The sequence below is a fragment of the Arthrobacter sp. NPDC056886 genome (genome assembly GCF_042788715.1).
GTDB lineage: Bacteria > Actinomycetota > Actinomycetes > Actinomycetales > Micrococcaceae > Arthrobacter.
In genome coordinates this window covers 243,644-267,768 of the sequence record NZ_JBHUBT010000007.1, presented here as the reverse complement: position 1 = coordinate 267,768, position 24,125 = coordinate 243,644, and the positions used below count along the sequence as shown (strand labels likewise).

The 24,125-nt window shown below is 66.2% G+C and carries 15 protein-coding genes; 3 read left to right on the top strand and 12 right to left on the bottom strand.

The annotated features are described in order from the left end of the window. Window positions 1-32: 32 nt before the first annotated feature. On the bottom strand, window positions 33-2,933 hold the full coding sequence (polA, locus tag ACFRJ8_RS14125; RefSeq protein ID WP_377986790.1) for a DNA polymerase I: 2,901 nt from the start codon (window positions 2,931-2,933) through the stop codon (window positions 33-35). Between polA and ACFRJ8_RS14120 the strand changes: the two genes are divergently transcribed. Next, complete coding sequence (locus tag ACFRJ8_RS14120; protein WP_377986789.1) at window positions 2,932-3,396, top strand: hotdog fold thioesterase; 465 nt, start codon at window positions 2,932-2,934, stop codon at window positions 3,394-3,396. The genes polA and ACFRJ8_RS14120 overlap by 2 nt on opposite strands. 31 nt (window positions 3,397-3,427) lie before the next feature. Here ACFRJ8_RS14120 and ACFRJ8_RS14115 read toward each other — a convergent pair whose 3' ends face one another. The 6 genes from ACFRJ8_RS14115 to ACFRJ8_RS14090 form a co-directional block, all read right to left on the bottom strand. After that, on the bottom strand, window positions 3,428-3,976 hold the full coding sequence (locus tag ACFRJ8_RS14115) for a dihydrofolate reductase family protein (RefSeq protein WP_377986788.1): 549 nt from the start codon (window positions 3,974-3,976) through the stop codon (window positions 3,428-3,430). A gap of 109 nt (window positions 3,977-4,085) precedes the next feature. Next, on the bottom strand, window positions 4,086-4,307 hold the full coding sequence (locus ACFRJ8_RS14110; protein ID WP_377986787.1) for a hypothetical protein: 222 nt from the start codon (window positions 4,305-4,307) through the stop codon (window positions 4,086-4,088). Next, window positions 4,304-5,533: an anion permease gene (locus tag ACFRJ8_RS14105; RefSeq protein ID WP_377986786.1), complete on the bottom strand. Its 1,230-nt coding sequence runs from the start codon at window positions 5,531-5,533 to the stop codon at window positions 4,304-4,306. Before ACFRJ8_RS14105 ends, ACFRJ8_RS14110 begins: the two co-directional genes overlap by 4 nt. A 268-nt stretch (window positions 5,534-5,801) precedes the next feature. Then, the gene (locus ACFRJ8_RS14100) at window positions 5,802-6,488 is read right to left on the bottom strand and encodes a hypothetical protein (RefSeq protein WP_377986785.1); all 687 of its coding nucleotides are present in this window, start codon (window positions 6,486-6,488) and stop codon (window positions 5,802-5,804) included. Between the two features lie 116 nt (window positions 6,489-6,604). After that, window positions 6,605-7,474, bottom strand: a complete 870-nt coding sequence (locus tag ACFRJ8_RS14095; protein WP_377986784.1) for a universal stress protein — start codon at window positions 7,472-7,474, stop codon at window positions 6,605-6,607. A 33-nt stretch (window positions 7,475-7,507) separates the two neighbouring features. Beyond that, entirely contained in the window at window positions 7,508-8,824 is a 1,317-nt protein-coding gene (locus tag ACFRJ8_RS14090) for an erythromycin esterase family protein (RefSeq protein WP_377986783.1), read from the bottom strand. Between the two features lie 418 nt (window positions 8,825-9,242). On the opposite strand from ACFRJ8_RS14090, the gene ACFRJ8_RS14085 reads away from it, so the two are divergent. Beyond that, window positions 9,243-10,982 (top strand): long-chain-fatty-acid--CoA ligase, encoded by a 1,740-nt coding sequence (locus ACFRJ8_RS14085; protein WP_377986782.1) that lies wholly within the window; start codon window positions 9,243-9,245, stop codon window positions 10,980-10,982. 31 nt (window positions 10,983-11,013) lie between these two features. On the opposite strand, the gene ACFRJ8_RS14080 is transcribed toward ACFRJ8_RS14085, so the two are convergent. The 3 genes from ACFRJ8_RS14080 to ACFRJ8_RS14070 all read right to left on the bottom strand — a co-directional run bounded on the left by ACFRJ8_RS14080 (window position 11,014) and on the right by ACFRJ8_RS14070 (window position 19,502). Further along, a complete protein-coding gene (locus ACFRJ8_RS14080) occupies window positions 11,014-11,889 on the bottom strand; it encodes a hypothetical protein (protein ID WP_377986781.1) in 876 nt (291 codons plus the stop codon). 19 nt (window positions 11,890-11,908) lie between these two features. Then, window positions 11,909-13,609, bottom strand: a complete 1,701-nt coding sequence (locus ACFRJ8_RS14075) for a multicopper oxidase family protein (protein WP_377986780.1) — start codon at window positions 13,607-13,609, stop codon at window positions 11,909-11,911. Window positions 13,610-13,727: 118 nt separating this feature from the next. After that, window positions 13,728-19,502 (bottom strand): peroxidase family protein, encoded by a 5,775-nt coding sequence (locus tag ACFRJ8_RS14070; RefSeq protein WP_377986779.1) that lies wholly within the window; start codon window positions 19,500-19,502, stop codon window positions 13,728-13,730. Between the two features lie 586 nt (window positions 19,503-20,088). Between ACFRJ8_RS14070 and ACFRJ8_RS14065 the strand changes: the two genes are divergently transcribed. Then, on the top strand, window positions 20,089-22,437 hold the full coding sequence (locus ACFRJ8_RS14065) for an FdhF/YdeP family oxidoreductase (RefSeq protein WP_377986778.1): 2,349 nt from the start codon (window positions 20,089-20,091) through the stop codon (window positions 22,435-22,437). 147 nt (window positions 22,438-22,584) lie between these two features. Here the strand turns inward: ACFRJ8_RS14065 and ACFRJ8_RS14060 are convergent, their stop codons facing one another. Both ACFRJ8_RS14060 and ACFRJ8_RS14055 read right to left on the bottom strand, forming a co-directional pair. Beyond that, window positions 22,585-22,902, bottom strand: coding sequence for a DUF6457 domain-containing protein (locus tag ACFRJ8_RS14060; RefSeq protein ID WP_091561751.1), 318 nt, complete (start codon window positions 22,900-22,902; stop codon window positions 22,585-22,587). Window positions 22,903-23,008: 106 nt separating this feature from the next. Then, the gene (locus ACFRJ8_RS14055) at window positions 23,009-23,998 is read right to left on the bottom strand and encodes a LysR family transcriptional regulator (RefSeq protein ID WP_377986826.1); all 990 of its coding nucleotides are present in this window, start codon (window positions 23,996-23,998) and stop codon (window positions 23,009-23,011) included. Window positions 23,999-24,125: the final 127 nt, after the last annotated feature.

Here is a 24,125-nt window from a genome sequence, read left to right as displayed (position 1 = left end):
CGGAACGAAAACCTGCCGGAACCGCTAAACCGTTAGTGCCCCGCCTCGTACCAGCTGGAGCCGAGGCCGATCTGGACGTCCAGCGGAACGCTGAGGTCCGCGGCCGAGCCCATCTGCTCGGTCACGAGCTTCTCGACTGCCTCGCGCTCGCCCGCGGCGACTTCGAGGACAAGTTCATCATGGACCTGCAGCAGCATGCGCGATTTGAGACCCTGTGCCGCCAGCTCGGCATGCACTCCCAGCATGGCGCGCTTGATGATGTCAGCCGCCGATCCCTGGATTGGCGAGTTCAGCGCGATGCGCTCCGCGTTCTCCCGCAGCTGCCGGTCCGTGCTGGTCAGGTCCGGGAGGTAACGCCGGCGCCCCTCGATGGTGGCGGTGTAGCCGTCGATCCGGGCCTGGTCCACCACGCCGCGGAGGTAGTCGCGGACGGCGCCGAACCGGTCGAAGTACTCCTTCATGAGGGTCCGTGCCTCGTCAACGGAAATCTCCAGCTGCTTGGACAGGCCAAACGAGGTCAGGCCGTACGCGAGGCCATAGGACATTGCCTTGACCTTCGAACGCATGGCACTGGTCACCTGGTCAGTGGGCACGTGGAAGATGTTCGAGCCCACGAAACGGTGCAGGTCTTCGCCGTCCTTGTAGGCCTGGATCAGCCCGGCGTCCCCCGAGAGGTGGGCCATGATGCGCATTTCGATCTGCGAGTAGTCCGCGGAGAGCAGGCACTCGTAGCCCTCGCTGACCACAAAGATGCCGCGGACGCGCCGGCCTTCCTCGCTGCGGATGGGGATGTTCTGCAGGTTGGGGTTGTTGGAGGAGATCCGGCCGGTGGCTGCGACGTTCTGCGCGTAGGTGGTGTGGATCCGGCCATCTTCCGTGACGGACTTCTTCAGCGACTCCAGCATCTGGCGCAGCTTCGACGACTCGCGGTGCGCCATTAGCTGGACCAGGAATTCGTGTCCGGTCTTTTCCAGCAGGTTCTTGAGCGAGGCGGCGTCGGTGGTGTAGCCGGACTTGATTTTCTTGGTTTTCGGCAACTGGAGTTCGTCGAACAGCACGGTCTGGAGCTGCTTCGGCGACCCGAGGTTGACCTCGTGGCCGATCGCGGCGAAGGCGAGCTCCTGGGCGTTCTCGATCACCTTGGCGAGGTCCGACAGCTGCTCGTCCATACGCGGCATGTCGATGGCGATTCCCGCGAGTTCCATGTCGGCCAGCACCCGGCTGACGGGCAGTTCCAGGGTGGTCAGCAGGTCCTGGGCTTCGCGTTCCTTCAGTTCAGATTCGAAGTAACGGCTCAGGGCTTGCACGACGGCGGCCACGTGGACCAGCGCGCCGGCAGCGGCGGCGTCGTCGCCGTCGAACGCCAGCTCAAGCTGGCCTTCCTTGGCGGCATCGGTGGAAACGGCGATGTTGAGGTGATGCTGCGCCAGCTCCGCGAGCTCGTAGCTGCGGCGGTCGGGCTGGATGAGATAGCCGGAGATGGAGGTGTCATCCACCACGCCCTCCAGTTCCAGGCCACGGGCGGACAGGGCCTTCAGGGCAGCCTTGAACCCGTGCACGACCTTCGGCGCCTGGGCATCACGCAACCAGGCAGCCAGGACGTTTTCGGCTTCGGCGTCCTGGCTGGCCAGATCGATGTAAACGGCGGCGTGATCGCGAACGATCGCCACGGCGGAGGCGTCCTCGCCGAGCCGACCGGGCACAACATCGACCGCCACGGCGGAGCGCTTGCCGGCACCGGCCGCGAGGAAGGCGCTGAGCTCGGCCGCGTCCGCCGGGATCACGAAGTCCGGGACGTCAAGGCTTTCCCGCTCCGCCTCCGTCACTTCACTGCCGTAGAGGGCAAAGAGCCGGGTGCGGATGGTCTTGAATTCGAGGGTGTCGAACAGCTCCTCAAGGGCGGCCTGGTCCGGCCGTGGGTCCGCGAGCTCGTCCAGGGTGACGGGCAGTTCGAGATCGGTGTGAAGCCTGTTGAGCCGGCGGTTGCGCTTGACGTCCTCAACATATTCGCGGAGGGAATCCCCCACCTTGCCACCGATCGCGTCGAGGTTCTCCAGGACCCCCTCAAGACCGCCGTAGAGGTTGATCCATTTGGCCGCCGTCTTGGGGCCGACGCCGGGAACGCCGGGGAGGTTGTCCGCGGACTCCCCCACCAGGGCGGCGAGGTCAGAGTACTGGGCGGGGCTGACGAAATACTTCTCCTGGATGGCCTTCGCGTCCATCCGGGGAATATCGCTGACGCCTTTCCTGGGGTACAGCACAAAAACGTTGTCCGTAATGAGCTGGAAGGCATCGCGGTCGCCGGAGACCAGCAGCACCTCGAAACCTGCCTTTTCCCCCATGGCGGCGAGCGTGGCCAGGATGTCGTCAGCTTCCCAGCCGGGCATCTTGATGGTCTTGATGCCCCACGCGCCCATGACCTTGTCGATCAGGTCGATCTGGCCGCTCATTTCCCGGGGCGTCTCATTGCGCCCGCCCTTGTACTCGCTGTACTCGGCCTTGCGGTGGGTCGTGTCGTCGGAGACATCGAAGGCCACGGCCACGTGGGTAGGCTTCTGCTCCTTGATCAGGTTGATCAGCATGGAGGTGAAGCCGTGGATCGCGTTCGTGTGCTGCCCTGTGGCGGTGGAGAACTTGTCCGCGGGCAGGGCGAAGAACGCCCGGAACGCCATGGAATGTCCGTCCAGCACGAGTAGGCGCGGCTGGTCCGTGATGGGAATAACGGGAGCCTCGGTGGCGGAAACCGACGCCGCGGCCCGGGTGGATTTCCGGGCCGGCTTGGCCGCAAGCACTGATTCCGGCTCAGTTGCCGGGAGAAGGTCTGCTGCAGTGTCCGCAGTAAGAGGGGCAGCTGCTGCAAATGGGGCAGCGGCAGAATTTGGGGCAGGGGCCGGTTTGGTAGTTTCGCTCACAGGTGCCAGCCTAGTTCCCATGATGGACAATTTCACGCCCGGCCCTTACGCGGCCGAGCTCGCGGCGGCCGGAATTCCCGAGGAAATGCACGATTGGCTGGGCCAATACGGCGTCGGAGCCCTCGTGGTGAAGATGGGGATCCACTTCCTTGAAATGAGTCCGGAACGCACCGTGGCCACCATGCCAGTGGAAGGCAACACCCAGGTGGCCGGCATCCTGCACGGCGGGGCCCACGTGGTCCTCGCCGAGACCTTGGGTTCGTTCGCGGCGGGCATGCACGCGGGTCCCAACCGGCAGGCGCTGGGGATTGAGGTCGGGGCGACACACCATCGGGCGATCTCGGAGGGCACCGTCACCGGCACCTGCACGGCCATCCACCTCGGCCGGACCCTGGCCACTCACGAGATCGTGATGACCGACGAGAACGGCCGCCGGCTCTCCACCGCCCGGATCACAAACCTGATCCGCGATATCGCGCCCTAGGGGCTCGCACCGCCTGGAATACCGGACCCGGCTACGTCCGGGCCGGGAAGCGGTAGCGCAGCTCCACGATGCCCCGGCCCAGGGTGCGCGACGACGTCAACTCCAGCGGCGGCGTCGGACCTGTCATGGGCAGCAACGGCTTGCCGCTGCCCAAAACCACGGGAATGACCGAGACAATCAATTCGTCCAGCAGCCGGGCGTCCGCGAACTGCGCTGCCAGGACGCCACCGCCCACAACCCAGATGTTCCGGCCGCCGGCGTCGTCCTTGAGGTCGTCCACGAACTCGCCGACAGCCCCGCGCACGAACGTGACATTGGCACCCTCGGGGGCTGAGTGTTCGTGGCGGGTGAAGACCCAGCAGGGCGTGCCCGGATAGGGCCAGGTGTCGGGTTCGTGTTCCCGAAGCCAGGCGTAGGTCTCGCCGCCCATGACGATGCAGCCGACGTCGGCGATGAACGCGTCGTAGCTCTCCTGCCCGCCGTCAAATCCGTCGAACTGGAGCAGCCAGGCCAGATCGTCCTTGTCAGTGGCGATGTACCCGTCCAGGGACGAGGCCACGAAGTACTGGAAGCTCACCATGGCCCCAGCCTAGCCAATGCCGTGCCCGGTTCCCATCCCCGGACGCACCGCCTCACGCCGGAAGGCACAGCCGAACAGCACCGACCACCGACTGGCGTGCGGGCGGCTGCTACTTGTGGAAGTACGGAATGATCAGGTAGAGCCCGAAGAGGACGGCGGCGCCGCACACGGCGAAGCAGGCGTACGCGAGCGGCCGGGTCCACGACGCCGGGGAGTTCCGGATGTCGCCCGCGATGGCCGTGAGCCGGACACCCAGGGCGTAGAGGACGACGACGGTCACCGCGGACAGAAGCGTGGCCCCGGCTACGGTGAACAGTTCCAACCATTTCATCGCTTGGCGCTCCCGTTCTTGATCGCCTTGACGGCGGAATTCTTGATGGCCTTGGCGGCGGACTTCTTCTTACGGAACTGCACGGCCTGGCCGACTTCCTCGATCTGGACGGCATTGTGGTGGCCGACGTGGGATTTGCGCGAATGCACGAACATATAAGCCACGGCGGCGGTGCCGACCACTGCGGCGATGATCACTCCAATGACGCCGGTCTGCACGAGCATGGCAGTCAGTGCCCCCACAATCCCGGCGGCGGGGAGCGTGAACAGCCAGCCGATCGCGATCCGGCCTGCGGTTCCCCACCGCACGGTGGTGCCACGGCGCCCCATCCCGGAACCGATGACTGAGCCGGAGGCCACCTGCGTGGTGGACAGTGCGAAGCCCAGGTGCGAGGAGGCCAGAATGGCACTGGCGGTGCTGGACTCTGCGGCGAAGCCCTGGGCAGGCTTGACTTCGGTGAGGCCGGAGCCCATGGTGCGGATGATCCGCCAGCCGCCGGAGTAGGTGCCGATCGCGATGGCGAAGGCACAGCAGGCGATGACCCAGAACTGCGGCCCGGAGCCGGCGGGCTGGGTGCCGGCAGAGATGAGGACCAGGGTGATGATGCCCATCGTCTTCTGGGCGTCGTTGGTCCCGTGGGCCAACGCCACGAGGCTGGACGTGAAGATCTGGCCGGTCCGGAATCCGCCGCGCTTCTGGGTGAGCTTGTCCCCGGTTTCCGGGTCATGCCGGGAGGTCAGCGCGTACGCCAGCCGCGTGCACAGGTAGGCCACGGCGCCGGCGATGATCGGCGCAAAAATCGCGGGAAGAATGACCTTTTGCATGAGCGACTCGAAGTTGATCGAGTGGATGCCAATGCCGGCGATCGCCGCACCAATCAGGCCGCCGAAGAGCGCGTGCGAGGAACTGGACGGCAGGCCCTTGAGCCAGGTGATCATGTTCCAGAGGATGGCACCCATCAGCCCGGCGAAGATGATGTCCGGGGTGATCTGGACACCGTCCGCGCCTTCCTTGATGATGCCGCCGGAAACGGTCTTGGCGACTTCCGTGGAGAGGAACGCTCCCACGAGGTTTAGCACCGCCGCGAGGGCAACCGCTGTTTTCGGTTTGATGGCGCCGGTTGCGATGGGCGTAGCCATGGCGTTCGCGGTGTCATGAAATCCGTTCGTGAAGTCGAAGAACAGCGCCAGCGATATCACTAGCGCCACCATTACGGTGATTTCCACCTGTTGCCCAATCTGCAGTGTCCATGGTCAGCAGTTTCACATCCCCGATGCCCCATGGCCACGGCGTCCATCCGATGACTATCCGGACGAACTCGCAGTGGTCACTTAAGCAGCTTGAAACCTTATCGATGGTACGTGGGAAAGACGGCAGGGCAAAACATGCCAGAAGACCCTAAATTCCGTCCAGTGGTGCGGGACGGGGCATTCATGGCGACGGTGCGATGCGTCTCACAGCGGGATGGGCGCGTTTCCCCTGCCCGCGGCGGCCTTAGACGGTCCGGCGGACCTCCGGCGCCGGGCCGGCGCCGAGCATCGAAGCGATCTTTTCCTCAAGCGCGGCGAGCGTGGCCTCCGGCAGCACGATGAGCCCGTCGAGTTCCCGGCGGGCGCGCCTGTATGCCGTCTGGCGCTCGGCGGGAGTCGCGGCCGCGTCGGAGGCGATCCGCAGGAGCTTCCGGGCAGTGTCCAGCCGCTGGCGTTCCGGCCCGGTGAACTTGCTGTCCCTGATCCGTTTGGCTTCCCGTTCCGCGACGTCGAACTCGAGTTCAAAACTAGTCACGGCCGCGCGATATTCCGCGAGCCTTGCGGCGGTCCTGACTTCTTCGGCGGCGGCGGGGCGCAGCCCGTCGGCCTCACGCTTGGCCCGCAGGAAAGCCACGGTGAGGGGCTCCCGGACATCCGTCATGACCGGAAAGTCGATCAGCTTTCCCACGTCGAGTTCGTAGTCCAGCCAACGCCGGTTGACGGCGTCGTGCGCCTTCATGAGGGCCAGCACATCTTCCTTGCTGGCCTGCTCGGCCTGCGCCGCCTGGTTCTTGAGCGTGTAAAGCTCCACGCGGCGCCGGTGCCGGCGTTCAGCGGCTTTGGACCAGGAGCGCGCCCACCCGCCGGCCAGTCCGCTCAGGGGAAAGACGAGCCACCAAAAGTGAGTGACGAAATTGAAGAAGGGGTCCACGGCAACATCCTCCCATCCGTTGGCGGCGGCGAAAAGCCCCCTCCGCGGGCAGTGGCTTCCTGCCTGTCCCGGGCCTGTCGCGGGCCGCGCCGGGGCAAGAGACCTTGTGCCCGGCGTCAGTCCCCGTGCTTGACCCGGTGCACGCGCGTGACGATGGTGGGGCACGGCACCTGCAGCAAGACAGCATGCGCCGTGGAGCCGAGCACCGTCCGGGAGAACGCGCCGCGCCCACGGCTTCCGATCACCAGCAGCCTGGCTCCGGCGGCGATATTCACGAGGGCCTTCGCCGGTTCCGTGCCCGTTTCAAGGCGCTGCTCGACTGTCAGGTCCGGATACTTCTCGCCGAGGCCGGCGATCGACTCGGCAAGCACGATCCGGTCCTCCTCGGCCATGGTCTCGGCCAGGCCGCTGGACGGCAGCTTTTTCTCGACCCACCGGCCCGGGCTCTTGAAGGCGAGGACCACGGTCAGCCCATCACCGCCCAGGTCAGCTTCCGCCGCCGCGAATGCGACCGCCTGCAGCGATTCCGCGGAACCGTCCACGCCGACCACCACGCCCCGGTCCCCCGTTCCCCGTCTCGCGGGTATGACAGCGACCGGGCATTCCGAGGCTGCGACAACCTGCAGGGCACGGTCCGTCATGGGCCCACCGTCCATCCAACGCTTGTCATGACCGCCGACCACCACAATGGCTGCCTCCTTGGACACGTCCCGCAGCACCGAGCCTCCGCTGCCATGACGAAGCTGGATGTCCACCTCGACGTCCGGGGCCTGCCCGCTGGCGCTCTCCCGGGCTTGTTGCAGCAGTTCCATCCCCGATTCGCGGATGATCTCGTGGTACTGGAAATCCGGAGACATCCAGCGGTCGTCCACCGCGTGGACGACGATGACCGGAAGCTTGTCCCGGGCGGCCCGCGCAAGGGCCCAGGTCAGAGCGGCGTCGCTGCCGGCAGACCCGTTGAAACCGACGACGATTGCCTTGCTCATCTTGGATCCTGCCTTCTTGGAGTCCGCACCGGCCTAGAATCCGGTGGGCTCGGTCTCGAACTCCGGTTCCCGGGGCGGCCCTTCATGGTGCACCGGACGCAGTGCGGCGGTCTGTTCAAGCCAGATGAGGGCATCGTAGCGCTCCCCCATCCGGGTCGGAACGTAGTTTCCGGCCTCCCTCTCGGGGTGATAGACGACGCCGATCGCCCGGTGCCCGAGCCGTGTCGAAAGCCATGGTCCGGTCCGGTCGTCGCCGAACTCCAGCACGGCCGGCACGCCGAGGGCCTGGTGCAGGAAATGTTCGTGGCTGCCCGGACGCGCTGCCGGCACCGTAAGGATGCGCTCGGGGCGGCCCCACCCGTCGGAGGCGAGCACGGAACCGCGGTGGGCGGCGAAGCCAACCAGCAGCACCCCATCGCCCGCGTGGCGTTCGCGCAGCAGCTGCCCGACGTTGACCAGGCCGTCCTGCGCCATGTCGGTGGCCCGGGCATCACCGATGTGCGTGTTGTGTTCCCAGATCAGGCCTTTCGACGCCGCTCCGAGGTGCCTGCTGACCCGGTCGATGGTGTCAGCCATGTGGTGGTCGCGGACGTTCCAGGACTCCCTGTCGCCGCGGACCATGGTGCGGTAGTAGTGCTCCGCGTTGGCCGCGACTTCGGCGTTCTGGACGGCGTCGAAGGCGTCCTCCTCATGGGGGCCCGGGCTGAAGGCCCGGTTCCTGACCTCGGTCAGGAGGGCCACGACGTCGGGCTCGCAGGACTGCGGCACCAACCGAGTGCTCCAGGCGTACTGGTGCGGGTCCTCGTGGTGGGGCAGGAAGCATTGCCAGGCCCGCTCGGCCGTGGCCACGGCCTCGGGGTCGTTCTCCTGCAGCCAGCCGATGATTTCGCGTAGCGAATCCCAGAGCGAGTAGACATCCAGTCCGTAGAAGCCGACACGCCTATCCAGGGGGCGGCCCGCGTTCCAGCCGCGCAGCCAGTCCAGGAACGCCGCGACTTCCTCGTTGGCCCACATCCAGGTCGGCCAGCGTTCGAAGCCGGCCAGCAGCGCGTGGACGCCTTGGTCCTTTCCCTCCTGGCCGCGGACCCAGCGGTTGATGCGCCAGCAGTCGGGCCAGTCCCCTTCCACCCCAATCCAGTTGTAGCCTTCCTCCGTGATGAGCCGCCTGCTGAGGGTGTCGCGCCAGGTGTAGAACTCGTGGGTGCCGTGGGACGCTTCGCCGATGGCTACGAAACGGCAGTCGGCAGCGCGCCGAACGAGGCCGTTGAGATCACGATCGGTTTTCAGCGGCCGGGCCAGATCGTGGATCTCCTTCAACACGGTGGTCCGCGTGACGCCGTCGGAGTTCATCGCAGGTCCTCGGTGTCTATAGGCCCTGTGTCGATAGTCCCGGTGTCGATAGTCCCGGTGTCGGAGGCACACCGGAACCTCAGGGTCGGCTGCTGGTACTTCATAGCGCTCCCGTGGACCTCTTACTTTGCGCAATCATGTGGAACAGCGCGGCCCAGTGAAGTGCGCGGACCTGCGGCTCGCGGTGTACGCCCAGCCTCCGCCCGGGCCTCCCGGGTGCCAAGGGCCGAAAGTCACCTCCGGGCACTCACCACGCCCGGCCACTGCGGCGCTCGCCGGCGACGCAGGTCCGTGTGGGGCCGCGCCGGTAGGATTTCGCCGGTAGGCTTTCTTGGCGGGCCCCGCCGGGCCAAGAGCCGGACCCAGCCAGGCCAACCCAGCCAGCCAGCCCAACCCAGCCCAGTGGCAAGGACAGACCATGAGCACCAGATCCGCGGGGCCGCGGCGTCCCGACCGCCCCTGGACCCGCCACTACAGCCCCGGAGTTCCGGCCAACCTCAAGCTCCCCGACGGGTCCCTCGTCGACCTCCTGGACTCGTCCGTCCGGCGCCACGGGAACAAGACCGCGCTGGAATTCTTCGGCGCGCGCACCAGCTACCGCGAACTGGGCACCGCCATCAGCAGGGCGGCGGCGGGCCTGAAGGCGCTCGGCGTCCGGGCCGGTGACCGGGTGGCGCTGGTCCTGCCGAACTGCCCGCAGCACATCATCGCGTTCCACGCGGCGCTGCGCCTGGGCGCCGTCGTCGTCGAACACAATCCCTTATATACGGACCGTGAACTGCGCCATCAATTCGAGGACCACGGCGCCACCGTCGCCATAGTCTGGGACAAGGCCATTGACAAGGTTCGTCAACTACCCGCCGACGTCGGGCTGCAAAGCATCGTCTCCGTTGAGCTGATCCCGGCAATGCCGTTGCTGCAACGGATGGCGCTGCGGCTCCCCGTGCCGGCAGCCCGCGCGGCCCGGGCCGCTTTGACAGCCCGCAAGCACCCTGCCCGGCCCGCTGCGCGGCCGGCGCGCCGGACCGTGCTGGCCTGGAAAGAACTCCTTGCCGCCGGCGAGCTGAAGAAGAGGCATCCGCGTCCGGCCGCCGGCGACCTGGCCGTCATTCAATACACCAGCGGCACCACGGGCCAGCCCAAGGGCGCCATGCTGACCCATGCCAATCTGCAGGCCAACGCCGCGCAAGGCCGCGCCTGGGTGCCCGGGCTCAAAGACGGCCGGGAAACCGTGTACGCGGTGCTGCCCATGTTCCACGCGTACGGGCTGACGCTGTGCATGACGTTTGCCCTGAGCATCGGTGCCAGGCTGGTGCTGTTTCCCAAGTTCGACGTCGACCTGGTGCTGAAGGCGTACAAGAAGTCCCCTGCGACGTTCCTGCCGGCGGTGCCGCCGATCTACGACCGGATCGCCGCCGCCGCGGCCGAGCGCGGAATCGCGCTGGACAGCATCCGGTTTTCCATCTCGGGGGCGATGAACCTCCCGACGGCGACAGTGGAGAGGTGGGAGAAGGCGACCGGGGGCTTCCTGATCGAGGGCTACGGACTGACGGAAACCTCGCCCATCGCCTTGGGCAACCCCTTTGGGCCCAGCCGGAAACCGGGAACTGTGGGGGTCCCGTTTCCCCTGACCGACATCCGCGTGGTGGACCCAGGGAACGTTCTCCTGGACCGTGCCCCCGGCGCGGAGGGCGAGCTGCTGATCCGGGGTCCGCAAGTTTTTGCCGGCTACTGGAACCGGCCGCAGGAGACAGAAAAAGCGCTGCTGGAAGGCGGCTGGTTCCGCACCGGGGACATTGTCTCAGTGGACAAGGATGGTTTCGTGACTGTCCGGGACCGGCTCAAGGAACTCATCATCACCGGAGGCTTCAACGTCTCCCCCACGGAAGTCGAGGACGTCCTCTCCGAATATCCCGGCGTCAAGGACGTGTGCGTGGTGGGGCTGCCCCGCCCCGGCGGTGGCGAAGACGTGGTGGCCGCCGTCGTGGTGTCCGCGGGCGCCGGCGTCGACCCTGAGGCGCTACTGGCGTTCGCGCGCGGCAGCCTGGCCGCTTACAAGGTGCCGCGCCGCGTTGCCGTGATGGACGGGCTGCCGCGGTCGCTGATCGGCAAGGTCCTGCGCCGCGAGATCCGGGACACACTCGTGGCCGGCCGGTAGCGTTCCCCTTGCTCCGGCCGGCCAGGTGCGGTCAGTGTCCGGACTCCTCAGAGCCCGGGGTCGTTGCTGTAGCGCCGTCGCTGCCAGCATCATCGTGGCCGGCGTCGTCGCTGCCGGCGTCGTGCGAGTGCGTCCCGCTGTCCCCCGGAGACGGTTCAGACTCGGGTGCCGGTTCCGGCTCCAGGGACATGTCCACTCCCTCGCCCGTGGCCGAACGGGGAGCCAACGTCACCTCCGCTGGCTTGACGCCGGCGCCGCGGGCCATGCCGATTCGCACGGATTCCACCAGCAAGTCGCTGAGCAATGGTCCCGTGTAGGTGACCTTCAGGGCTCCCCTGTCCAGGGTGGTCCCGTAGTTCCCGAGCGCGTCCGCGAGGATGCCCTCCTCGGCAACGGACCTGGCCAGGGCTGCCGGATCAGTGGCAGCGACGCTGAACTGGAGATCGTGGACCAGGACTGAGGCGACGTGGACATGCTCCACGCCCGGGTAACTGCCCTCCGGGCCGAAGGCGAGCTCGGCCAACTTCTCCGCGTCCTCGCCCGTCTTTCCGGCCGGAAGCGCCAGGATCAGTTCCGGCGCGAGGTGCTCCAGGATCGCTGGTTCGAGCACGTCCGGGGGGATGTCGGAGAGGACGATGCCGCTGGCAGCTGCCATCTGCTCAAGCCGCGCGCGCGGCCCGCCCGGCCCGGCGCCCGCGGCAGGGTGGACGGCAATGACCGCGCGGCGGCGCACCATCAGCCCGTCGTTGCTCACGGCCGGACGGCCGTTGCCGACGTCAGTCCCGGTCTCCAGCGAGACCGGCGCTGCGCTTTGCACGGCCCCGGCGGTCGGCGAGGGTGGAGCCGGTGGCGGGGTCCCGCCCGTGCAGGCGCTCAGCGCCAACACGAGCAGGGCAGCGGCCCCCACTTGACCCAGGCGCCGCACCTCAGGTCCCCGCCGGGAATCCAGGCCGGTACACCGGCACGAAGGCGTCCAGAGCAGTAGTGTCCAGGACCGGCGGATCCGAAGTGACGGGGTCGTTGGTCCGCAGATCGCCCACGGAGAACTGCACCATCATGTCGTGGTCCTCGTGAACCAGGTTGTGGCAGTGGATCATGTAACGGCCGCCTCCGTTCGCGCCGGGGTCGAATTGCATGAGCGCCGTGATGGACTCATTCTCCCCGGCGTAGAAGACGTCCTTGGGGCCCTTCTCCCAGGCAAACGGCTGGCCGCCATTGGTGTTCCGGGCGATGATTTTGGCGTCAATGAGATGGATGTGCACTGGATGGAACCAGCCGCCGGAGGCATTCGTGATGGTCCATTGCTCGACGTCGAACGGCTGGGGATTGCCGAACAGCTTGGTGAACCCGGACTTCTCCACATCGGCCCATGTGACGCCGTTGACGGTCCATTGCCCGTGCTCCCGGAAGAATTTCAGCTCGCGTTTGGCCTTGACCATCGCTGGCGTCAGACTCATGGTGGGAATGGCCCCCAGCGCCGCGTTGACGGCCCCGCCGTCGTCCAGGGTGGCCGGGATGCTGGATATGGAGCCGGCCCCCGACCCGGAGTCCGCCACCACCTGGAAACGCATGATCTTGTTCGTGTTGGCAAAGTCGATGTTGTTCTTGTTGCTGAGGTTGCGCAGTTCGATCAGCTGCCCGGTCCGGTATTTCCGGAAATCGATCAGCACCTCATAGCGTTCCGCCGTGCCGTGCCGCCAGGACTTCACGGCCTGCACCGTGGGCACCATGCCGGCGTCGGTTCCTACCACGTAGACGGGGTCGCCGGTGGAGAGCGTGGGCCGGTAGGAGCGTGAGATGGACGCGTCGAGCACCCGGAAGCGGTAGATCCGGGGCTTGACCTTCATGGTGGGCCAGGGCACGCCGTTGACCAGGATGATGTCCCCCCATAGGCCCTTTTGTCCGTTGTCGTTGTATGCGAGGGAACCGTCGGCATTGAACATGGCATCCGAGATCATCAGGGGCACGTCGAACTCGCCCTGCGGCAGCTGGGCACGATCGAACTTGTCGGAGAGCGGATAGAAGCCGGCGAGTCCTGAATACACGTTCTGGGCCGTGATGTGGTGCTTGTGGTCGTGGTACCAGAGGGTCCGGGCAGGCTGAAAGTTGGGGTAGCGGTAGTTCTTCACGAACCCGGGGATGGTGATGTCGTTCGCGTAGCCGTCATATTGGGGCAGCGAGGCCGAGCCGTGCAGGTGGGTGACTGTATCAAAGCGGGCGGGCTGCACGAGCCCGGCGGCGGGCAGGGCGTTGCGGATCCGCACCTCGATCCGGGTGCCTTGGGTGGCCCTGATGGTAGGGCCTGGGAAGATGCCGTTGTAGCCCGCCACGGTGGTGTTCAAGCCGGGCACCAGCTGGGCCTGGCCGAGTTTCTGGGTGAGGGCATAGCGGGCGAACGGACGGGCGGGGTCGCCGCCGTCGAAGCCCGTCGCGAAAGGGACCAGCTCAGGCGGGCGGCGAAAGACGCCCGCATAGGGAACCGGCATGTTTTGGCGTGCAAGTTGGCTGGCGGTGATGAGCGGTGTGCTCGGCCCAGTAGCGGGAATGTCGTCGTCGCCGCCTTTGAATCCGGCAAGGCCGAGGGCGCCCACAGCGCCCAGTTTGAAGATTTCGCGTCGAGTGGTCATGGCCCCTCCATGTGGGCAAGTGCTGAATGCAGCGTCGAAAAGTGAACTTCGAAGGATTGAAGAAGCCGGCTGGCGGGCCGCTGAGGGTCCGCCAGCCGGCGTTCTCATGTTGCTGGCGTCAGAGCGCCGTTCCTGTGGTGATGGTCCAGGTCCGGGTGACCAGCGGGTTGCCGGCCGTATCTCTGATGGCAGTGTTGCCGCCTGTTATCTCGACGCGGTATTGCGTGTTCGCGGCCAGGCTTGCGGACGGATTGATCGTCAGCACCCGTGTCAGGGGATTGAACGTGACCGCTGAGGTCACTACCGCCCCGGTAGCGACATTGATGACCCGAGCCGTGGTGGTCGAGAACCCGGTGACGATCTCACTGAAGAACGCCGATACGTTGGCGTTCCGAGGAATCGCCGTCCGCTGGGATGTCGCCGTGATTGTTGGCGCCGGGCCCGTGATGAACGTCCAACTGCTCGCCGCCATCGTGTTCCCCGCCGTGTCACGGACTCCGGACACAGTGGCGGTGTACGTCTGGTCAGCAGCCAACGTCGCATTCGGATTCAACGTAGCGACTCGCGTCGTGGCGTTGTAAGTCACCACGGCGGGGACCGCTGTAGTGCCGAGGCGGAGCACGAAGTTGGCGCCGCTGACTCCGGTGACCGTCTCACTGAAGGTCGCCGTCAGATTCACCGTCTGGCTCACGGAACGCGCACCCGATGCGGGTGCCCGGGCCGTCACGGTGGGAGCCACGAATTCCGTCCGTGGTGTCACCGCTGCCGATCGGGCTGAGAATCCGCCCGTCCCCCGTGCGTTGACGGCGGCGACGTCGAACGTGTACGCCGTCCCGTTGGTCAGACCCGTCACGACGACGGTTCCGACGTTGCCGGTGACCGGCTGCGTACGTGCCAGGACGGTTCCGGCGAAGGCCCTCACCGTGTAGCCCGTGATGGCGGAACCGCCGTTGGATGCCGGTGCCGTCCACCTCGCTGTCGCCGAGGCGTTCCCGGCCGTGGCCGCGCCGATGGTCGGCGCTCCTGCTACGGTCGCCGGTGCCGCCGGTGTCAGCGCTGCCGTTCGGGCCGAGAATCCGCCCGTACCCACCGCATTGACGGCGGCGACGTCGAACGTGTACGCCGTCCCGTTGGTGAGGCCTGTGACGACGACGGTTCCGACGTTGCCGGTGACCGGCTGCGTACGGGCCAGGACGGTGCCGGCGAAGGCCCTCACCGTGTAACCGGTGATGGCGGATCCGCCGTTGGACGCCGGCGCGGTCCAGGTCAGGGTCGCCGAGGCGTTCCCGGCCGTGGCCGTCCCGATGCCCGGCGTTCCCGGTGCGGCCAGTGCAGCCGGCGTCACCGTGTTGGAGGCTGCCGAGAACGGGCTGTCACCGAGGGCGCTGGTGGCCAGCACCTGGAACCTGTACTGCGATCCGTTGGTCAGGCCGGTCACCACCAGGCTGGTGGCGCCTGCCGGGGCGGTGCGCAGGGCACCGACCTGGACGCCGGCCGGATTCGTCGTCACGTCGAGCACCTTCACGGAGAAGGCGCTGGCGGTGCCGACGGTCGGAGCCGTCCAGTTCACTGTTGCCTGCCCGGCGCCTGCGGTTGCCGCGCCGATGACCGGAGCGCTGGGCGCAACGGTGTCAGAGAACTGCAGGAACTCGATGTTGCGGAGAGTGTCGGTGCCATCGGTCCCTACGTTGTCCACCACGGTGGTGGTTGAGCCGGCCGAGCCCACTGTGCCGTTCCCACCGGTGGTGGTGACGGTGTAGTCCGCCCGCGGGCCGGTGAAGACTGCCCTGTCGGTTCCGCCGGAGCCGGTCAGGACCTCACGGACGGCCACGATGTTTCCGGGGTCGACGGTGCCGGCGAAGACGGCTTCCTGAAGTGTCGGTCCGGTTAGCGCACCGGTTCCGTCACGAAGATACCGGCTGGTCATGGCGCTTTGGCCGGCCGCGGTCACCGCTGCACTGCCGATTTCTGTCGACGGGTTGGCCGCGTTGGTCCTGACACTCAGGCGCACGTTGACGTAGGCGTCACCGTCGATGATGTCGTCTCCGCCACGCCCCTCGATCAGGTCGGCGCCGCTGCCGCCAAGGAGGATGTTGCCATCGCCCCAGACGTTCGGGCCGGTCAGAAGCGGGCAGTCGCCCGATGCCGACTGCCCCACGACGGTAGCCAACGGGGTGTTCAACGCCGGCACCAGCGCGTCAAGACCGGCGATGCGGTCAAGGCCCGCCTGGTCCAGCACGTCGCAGCCGATGAACCCGCCGCCACCCACAGTGCTGGGAACTTCGCTGTCACCACGGAGGGTGTCGTTGAGATCCCCACCGGACAACGCCTCGACCTCATTGAACTTGTCCCGGACGCCGACTTGGAGGATATCCAGCGGCGGGATCGGGAGCGCCAAATCGAGGTCCTGCGGCTGCGGATCGCCCACGCCGATTTCCCAGTCGTAGCCTGAAGCGCCGGCGACCTTCTCGATGCCCGGACCGGCGACACCGATGTCGTCACCACCTTCCATGTCGTAGTCGTCGTCACCGCCCTGGCCGATCAGGATGTCGTGTCCGGGCTTTTGGGAGTCGTCCAGGAAGAACAGGTTGCCGCTGTCCCCTTGCATGAGGTCCGGTTGATCGCCACCCTCTTCCCAGTCATCGCCGCTGTCGCCGAAGGCGGCGTCAAGGCTCTGGCCGAGCATGATGAAGTCGTCATCCGGCCCACCGAAGGTTTCGTTGGCATTGGCGCCACCGTTCGTGAAGTCCTTGCCGTCGCCGCCCATGATGATGTCGAGGCCTGGTCCGGTGTCGATCGCGTCGTTGCCGGGGCCGCCCTTCAGTACGTCGTCGCCGGCAAGGTCGGTGATGATGTCGTTGCCTTCACCGCCAAGCGCGACGTCGGCTCCGTCACCACCTTCGATGATGTCGTTGCCGAGTCCACCCCAGAAGGTGTCGCTGTCGTTTCCACCGTAGACGCGGTCCACGCCGGCAGTGCCGTTGTAGACGCTCTGCCCGTTGATCCCGGAGGGATCGACGGTGTTCCTCGCGCGATACTTGATCGTCCCGTCGGGCATGCGGATCAGCAAGGCCGGCTCATTGCACTCCGACTGCGGGTCGTTCGCGACGGTGTTCCCCGCGGTCGCAAAGCCGGCAGCGGTGCCGGCCAGGTTCTTCAGCTCGAACTTGCAGTCCGCCGTGGCGAATGCATCGGCCTTCAAACTGTGAACATTCGTGTTGCGCATCATCATTTCGGCGAACGAGTTGCCTTCGAGCTGCGTCCGCAGGTTCATGCCCGGGGTGCGGGCCAGATAGTAGAGCCGGTCCCCGTTCTGCAGATCGGTCAGCTGGTTCTCGAACACGTAGTTGAAGGTGCTGCCCAGCAGTCCGCCGAACACAACCGTCTGCTCCGCGAGTCCACCGACCCAGAGATCGACGTTGTCCAGGCCGGTGATCGACTGCGTGCCGGTGTTGGCCCAGGCGTCCGTGCTGTTCATGAATGCCGCGGCGTCATCAGGAGCGACGTCGCCAGCAAGGGGGTTGGGGTTAACGATCAACCGTGCGGCCTCACGTTTGCCGGCCAGGGTCGTTGCGCCGGTGATGGACGGGTGCAGACCGTAGGCCGCCACGAAGTTGGTCAGCGACTCCGGGTGCTTGAGGCCCTCGCCGAAGTCGATCCAGTTGGTGTAGGGCTTGAGCTGGCCGTCGTTCGTCGCATTGAAGATCTCGCGGCGGAGCGGGTTCAGCCGCGGGACGCCCTCGGACCGGGCTCGCGTCATGTTGATCGTCGGCAGGTCCAGGGGCAGGCCCAGCAGGTTGTTGCGAAGCGTGTCTGTCACGAACTCATCCAGTTCGTTCCCGACCTGATCCGACATCCCCATGATGACGCTGCCCGCAGCCTCCTCGGAAGTGAGCAAACCGTCGGGGCCACCATTGGTGTACTCCGGAGGGTTGAGGAACCCCTCGAGCAAGGAGATGTCATTCTGACTCCCCAGAACGTCGTCGGAGGTGCCGAACTGGAGGTCGGTACCGGGGCGGTCCTCGTTCCTGCGGGAGATCGTTTCGGTCAGCATAGAGTGACCGAAGCGATACACAGCGTGAGCAAACTCCGCCTTGACCGCCGGGTTGAGCTCCGTCTGAGTGAACGCAAACGGCTCGAAGGGGTTGATCGCAGGCTGGATCTTGCGGGCGAACTCCTCGAAGACCAGGTGCTGGTACTCCATTTCGGTGATGAACCGTGCCGCCTGGAAGAGGCGCTCACCGTTCCAGCCGTTGGCACCGGCCGCCAACTTCCATTGGGACAGGGCCGCCGTCCCGCTGGCGGAAGTATCGTTCGTCAGCACGTTCTCAATATCGTCGACGAGGCGGTCGTGCTCAGAGTGGAAAATCTGGTGGATGGCAGTGAGCCCGATGTTCTCGTTGACGCGCCCGTCACCGGCGATGAAGTGCTCGTTGAGCATCTCATTGTCGTAGGTTCCGGCCGGCTGGTTGGCAAAATCTGCCGAGGCCGTGTCGTCATCGTCCGCGGCAGGAGCTACGGGGGGCGTGTCCGGGTTGTGGTCTGTGTCCTGTGGTGACGGGTCGGCGTTGTGCGCGATGTCCGTCAGGAACGGCGTGTCGAAGTACCGCACATTTGCCGGCACCGGAACAGGGTTAGCCGTGTCTCCCTCTACGAGGCCGGTCTGGGTGACGTACTGCGGCAGTCCGCGGAGGGGGCCGGGTATGAACTTGCCGTACGCGTCCGCTGCGATCATCGGGATGTTCGTGACGTCCTTGTCCTCGAGCTTGAGGCCAAGGAAGATCTCCGCCTGGGACTTGGTCGTGGCCCATGTGGCCATGCCGTTCGCGGTGCGGCCGGCAACGCCACCGAGCAGCTTGCCGGTTGAGACGGGCTTGCCGTCGGCGTTGTTGATGTACTCCCGCAGGAAGACCTGGTGCGAAGAGTGGGAGGTGTAAGTCTGGGACTGGTCGACCCAGGGCGAATCCGTGTTGGTCGCATTCTGGATATCGTCAACACTTTCATCGGAAGCAGTCGCGGGGTTGTCGCCTATGACACCGTCGGGACCGGGCTGGTTCTGGCCCCGGGTCAGCACCATGAACCGCAACTGCGGGGCCAGGTCGTCAGCGTTGCCGAGGATGTGGTCCGGGCCAGGGATGAGCGGATCATCGGCCTTAAGCGGAACAAAGACAGTGCCACCGGACTTGACCGTCTGGTCCACGCCGTGGTCGAAAAACTGCCCGAACAGCGTGAAAAGCGAGTTGTACGGCGGCGAGAGGCCGACGTCGGTGGTCACGTTCGGGATGAACAGGGTCTGGTGCGTCGGCACGCAGCCGGCAGGAACTTCAATGACCGGCGGGGTTGCCTGCGGCTCCGGGTCGGTGGTGCACGGCACAACGCCCTCGTTGCCCTGCGTCCTGACTGGGTTGCCGGCCGCTGCCACCGCGGCAGGGTTGGTGGAGGTCTGGTCCACGATCAGGTTGCTGATGGTGCGGGGCTCGGAGTCGAAAACGTTGCCCTTCTTCTGCGCGTAGCTCGTCGAACCTGCCGGGCCGAAGCCAGGCGGTACAGCCTCGGCGGCCTGAAACTTCGGCGTCGACATGCGCGGGAACGGCTGGTCAGCAGCGCCGAACGTTTCCTGGCCTTGCTGGAGGTTGTTGCACGAGCCGTCCACGGTCCGCAGGCCCTGGGAGACGAGAGGGCTGGGGATCTGGTTGGGGCCGGTGCCAATCAGGGCACCGCATGGGCCGGTTGCCGATGTCGTGTTGGCGACGTGGGCTTCAGCGATCTTGATTTGCTTGAGGATGAAGGCCAAGTCGGACGGGGTGATGGTGAAGCCTGCGCCGGCCGGTGCCGTTGCGGCGATGGCGCTAGGCGCCGTTGTGGTGAGCCCGATAAAGCTGAGCAGGGCCATCGCTGTCCCTGCGGCTACTGCGCGGGTGGGCCGACTAAAGGCACGTCTTTGGCCGTCGACTTTCCTGCATGCGAACAAATTCATTGCACACCTGCCTCTTCGAGTGAGTGATGGTGCAACAGTGCTTGGTGATTCCTTGGAGAAAACTGGGAGCGGCCAGTAACTTACTTTCCGGACCGAGGTCCGGCGATTTCCGGGGCTTCCGAGCACTTGGCTCGAGCGCTGCGGGTACCCGCGCCGATGCGTTGGGGTACTCGCCCGGAGGCCTAAAGCGGCACGGCAGCCCGCGCGGGGAGTACTGCGCCGAACGGCCAGCGGCGAATTACAGACGCGTAACGGCTACCCATCGAGGACCCGAATTTTTGGTCCCTGCTACCTGCAGCCGGCGAACAGCAAACCCTCAGCAAGGGCCAAGACTGTGCTGGTATAAGGGTTATGCGCGGGTGACGGGCGGTACGCGGAGGCCGGGGCCGGCCTATTGCTTGCGGCGCTCCGATCTAGCTGATAGGCCTGACGGTATGGTGCATAGTGGCAGCAGATCAGCACGCCGTCCGCTCCGGACGGTGGTTGCAGAAGGGAAGTTCACGTGACTCGCAAGACTCCTCAGATCGAGGAACCGTCCGAGAAAGACCTCGTTGTAGCGGACGGGCCGAAGAGCTGGGCCGCCGGTGTCCCAGGCGTGTACCACTCCATGAAGCCGGCCATCGAACAAATGGGCCTGAACCGGACCCGCAAGACCGTCATGGCCATGAATCAGAAGGACGGCTTCGACTGTCCCAGCTGCGCGTGGCCGGACCCGCACCACCGCAAGGCGTTCGAGTTCTGCGAAAACGGGGCCAAGGCCGTGACCTGGGAGGCGACCCCGGTGGTGGTCCCCGATAATTTCTGGGCCGAGAATCCCGTCAGCGAACTGCGCAGCCGGTCCGAGTACTGGCTTGGCATGCAGGGCCGGCTTACCGAACCGGTCTACAAGCCCGCGGGCGAGGACCACTACAAGCCGGTCAACTGGGACGAAGCGCTCCGGCTCGTGACCGGCAAGCTCAAGGGCCTGGACTCCCCCGACCAAGCGGCGTTCTACACCAGCGGCCGGACCTCGAACGAGGCCGCCTTCCTATACCAGCTGATGGTCCGCGGCTACGGCACCAATAACCTGCCGGACTGCTCCAACATGTGCCACGAATCCTCGGGCTGGGCGATGGGCCAGACCATCGGCATCGGCAAGGCGACAGTCAGCTTCGACGACTATGCCCAAGCCGACCTGATCATCGTCATGGGCCAGAACCCGGGCACCAACCACCCCCGTATGATGACCGAACTCGAGGCGTGCAAGAACCGCGGCGGCGAGATCGTGGCCGTCAATCCCCTTCCCGAGGCCGGCTTGCGCCGCTATAAGAACCCGCAAGAGGTGAAGGGCGTGATCGGCCACGGCACCCAGATCGCGGACCAGTTCCTCCAGATCCGGATCGGCGGCGACATGGCCCTGCTGCAGGCCGTGTCCAAGCGGGTGCTCGACGCCGAAGCCAAGAACCCCGGGACGGTCCTGGACCACGCCTTCCTGGCCGAACACTGCGAGGGACTCGAGGAGCTTAGGGAGCATCTGGCCCGGCTGGATGAGCGCACGGTGCTCGAAGCCACGGGCCTGCGTAGCGAGGACATCGATGAGCTCGCCGACCGCTATCTCAAGGCCGAGAAAGTTATCATCACCTGGGCCATGGGCATCACGCAGCAGAAGAAGGGTGTCGCCACCATCAAGGAGATCATCAACCTCCTGCTGCTGCGCGGCAACATGGGCAAGCCGGGCGCCGGCGCCTCCCCCATCCGCGGGCACAGCAATGTGCAGGGCGACCGCACCATGGGCATCTGGGAGCAGATGCCTCAGTCCTTCATGGATGCCCTCGGAAAAGAGTTCGACTTCGAACCGCCCCGCGAGCACGGCACGGACTCCGTCGAAACCATCAACAAGATGCGCGCGGGCGAGATCAAGGTGTTCGTCGCCCTGGGCGGCAACCTAGTGGGGGCCATCTCGGACACGAATGCCGCCGTGGCAGCCATGGAGAACACGGAGATGTCGGTCCAGATCTCCACCAAGCTGAACCGGTCGCATACTGTGACGGGCCGCGAGGCGCTGATCCTCCCGACGATGGGCCGGACCGAGATCGACATCCAGGAATCCGGACCCCAGTTCGTTTCCGTGGAAGACACCGTCTGCGCAGTGCACCCGTCCTGGGGCAGCGTCGAGCCCGTGTCCCATCACCTGCTCTCGGAGCCCGCCATCGTGAGCCGGCTGGGCAAGCTCCTGGTGGGCGACAAAATCAAAGCCGATTGGGACGGCTACGAGAAGAACTACGACCTCATCCGCGATCACATTTCCCGCGTCGTTGGCGGCTGCAAGGGCTACAACCAGCGGATCCGGCAGGAAGGTGGGTTTGTCCTCGCCCACGGTCCCCGGGACTCCCGCACCTTCCCCACACCCACCGGCAAGGCTGTGCTGACGGTCAACGATCTCGAACTTGTCCAGCGGCCGGAGGGAACCCTGATCCTGCAGAGCATGCGCTCCCATGACCAGTTCAACACCACCATTTACTCGCACAACGACCGCTACCGTGGCATCAAGAAGGGCCGCCATGTGGTGTTCGTGAACCCTGACGACATCGCGGAACTCGGCCTGGCGGACGGGCAGCTCGTAGACGTCCACGGCGTGTACGACGACGGCGAGGAACGTGTGGCGCGCAAGTTCCGCGTGGTTTCGTACCCCACGGCACGCGGTTGCGCGGCTGCCTACTACCCCGAGGCCAACGTGCTTGTGCCGTTGAACCACACGGCCGAGGGCAGCAACACGCCGGTCTCAAAGGCGGTCATCGTCCGGCTTGAGCCGAGCCTTGACCAGACGCCCGAGGCCGCGGCAACCGTCCCTGCCGGGGTGGCCTCACCCTAGGCACAAGACAGCGCGGGCCGGGGCCGCGGGACATGCCCAACCCCGGCCCCGGCCACTGGACATAACACCAACATGCGCATCCCTGGGCCCCACCGTGGGGCATGTCCCGCGGTGGGGCGCGGGCGCTACTGCGTCACTGTCACAGCGTTATTGGGCCCTCTTGGCCCAGCCTTCCTCGTCCGGGCCGCCGGACTCGCCGTGCTCGCAGAGCTCAATGACTTTGTTCGATGCGGCGTGCACTGCCTCCTGCGTGCTCTTGCGGCCGTTGGTGGACGCGGTGCCGGCCGCGTATCCCACAATGAACGCGCTGATGGCGTCCGCATGCGGGCCGACGGCTTTGACGGACTCGTCCGCGACCTGGACGATCTTTTCGTGGTCGACTTCCAGGTCGAGGATCTGCAGCGCCTGAATCAGCCGGCTGCTCCAATGCCGCAGCGAGCTGTCTTCGTCTCGGGACAACGTCATTGCTACTCCTTCTCGCGGGTGAATGGATCGTCTAACCCTCAAGGGGTAGCACCCGCCCCGGCGTTGTGCAACGCGACACAGCGCCAGCGACACCTCGGCAGGCGCCTCAGCTCCAGAGCGCCACGTGGAACTTGGACCCCCGCCGTTCCAGCCCCCGTGAACCGCCGGGGGCCACCATGGCCGCGGTGGCGTCGGCGGTGCCAGCAAACCTCTGCAGGGTCCGCGCCATGGTGGTTGCCCGGCGGCGGTCCAGCGTACTGGCCCACCAGAGCCCGGAAATCGGCGTTCCGGCCACCGGGACACGGGCCAGGGATCCGGTGCGGATTTCAGTCCGGACAATATGGCCCAGCGCCAGCATGGTTCCTTCCCCCGCCCTGACGGCGGCGAGTGCCTCCGTCTCGCTGCTCAACCGGACGATCTCCGGCGCCACTGCCTGGGAAGCCAGCCAGCGGCCCTCCTCGCTGAACGCCTGGATCCCGGCGGGACCGGCAAACCACGGCCTGCGCAACAGTTCGGCCAGCGCTACGGGTCCGTGAAGGGCGGCGAGCGGATGTCCGGCGGCCGCCACGACAATCCGCTGGTACCGCAGGAACGGGACCGAGTCGATGCCGACGTCGCCACTAGGGTTGGGAAGGGAACCGTTGCGGACGGGGGGCCGGGCTCCCAGGGCGATGTCATAGACGCGCTCCAGCAACAGCGATGCAATGTCCTCGGCCTCCTCCACCACCACATCGACGGAGGCGCCGGGAACCCGGCGGGTGAACAGGTCCAGCAGGCGGCCGGCCGCGTGCTCGGCAAACGGCGCCGTGGCCACGATTTTCAGGCGGCCGGTCTCGGTCTGGGCGTGGGCCACCTCCCACCGGGCCCGGTCCGCCAGTCCCACGATGTCCTGGGCGTGTTCGGCGAGCGCGCGGCCCCCGGGGGTCAGCGCGATCCCGCCGTGGGCGCGCACGAAGAGCGGATCACCCAGATCCTGCCTGAGGGCGGCAAGCGCTGTCGAAACGGCAGGTTCGCTGACTCCGAGTTGGACAGCGGCCGCGTGAAGAGAGCCCAGCTTGGCCACCAGGGCGAACGTCCGCAACTGTCCCAATGTCATCGCCACGGCTTCATAACCTTTCGCTTATGACGATATTGACAGTCCACTCAGGCCGGGGCAAGACTGACCTCAATCCGGCGCTACGCTGCCGCTGCACCACGCCGCCGGCCGTTCGGAGTGAGGTAGG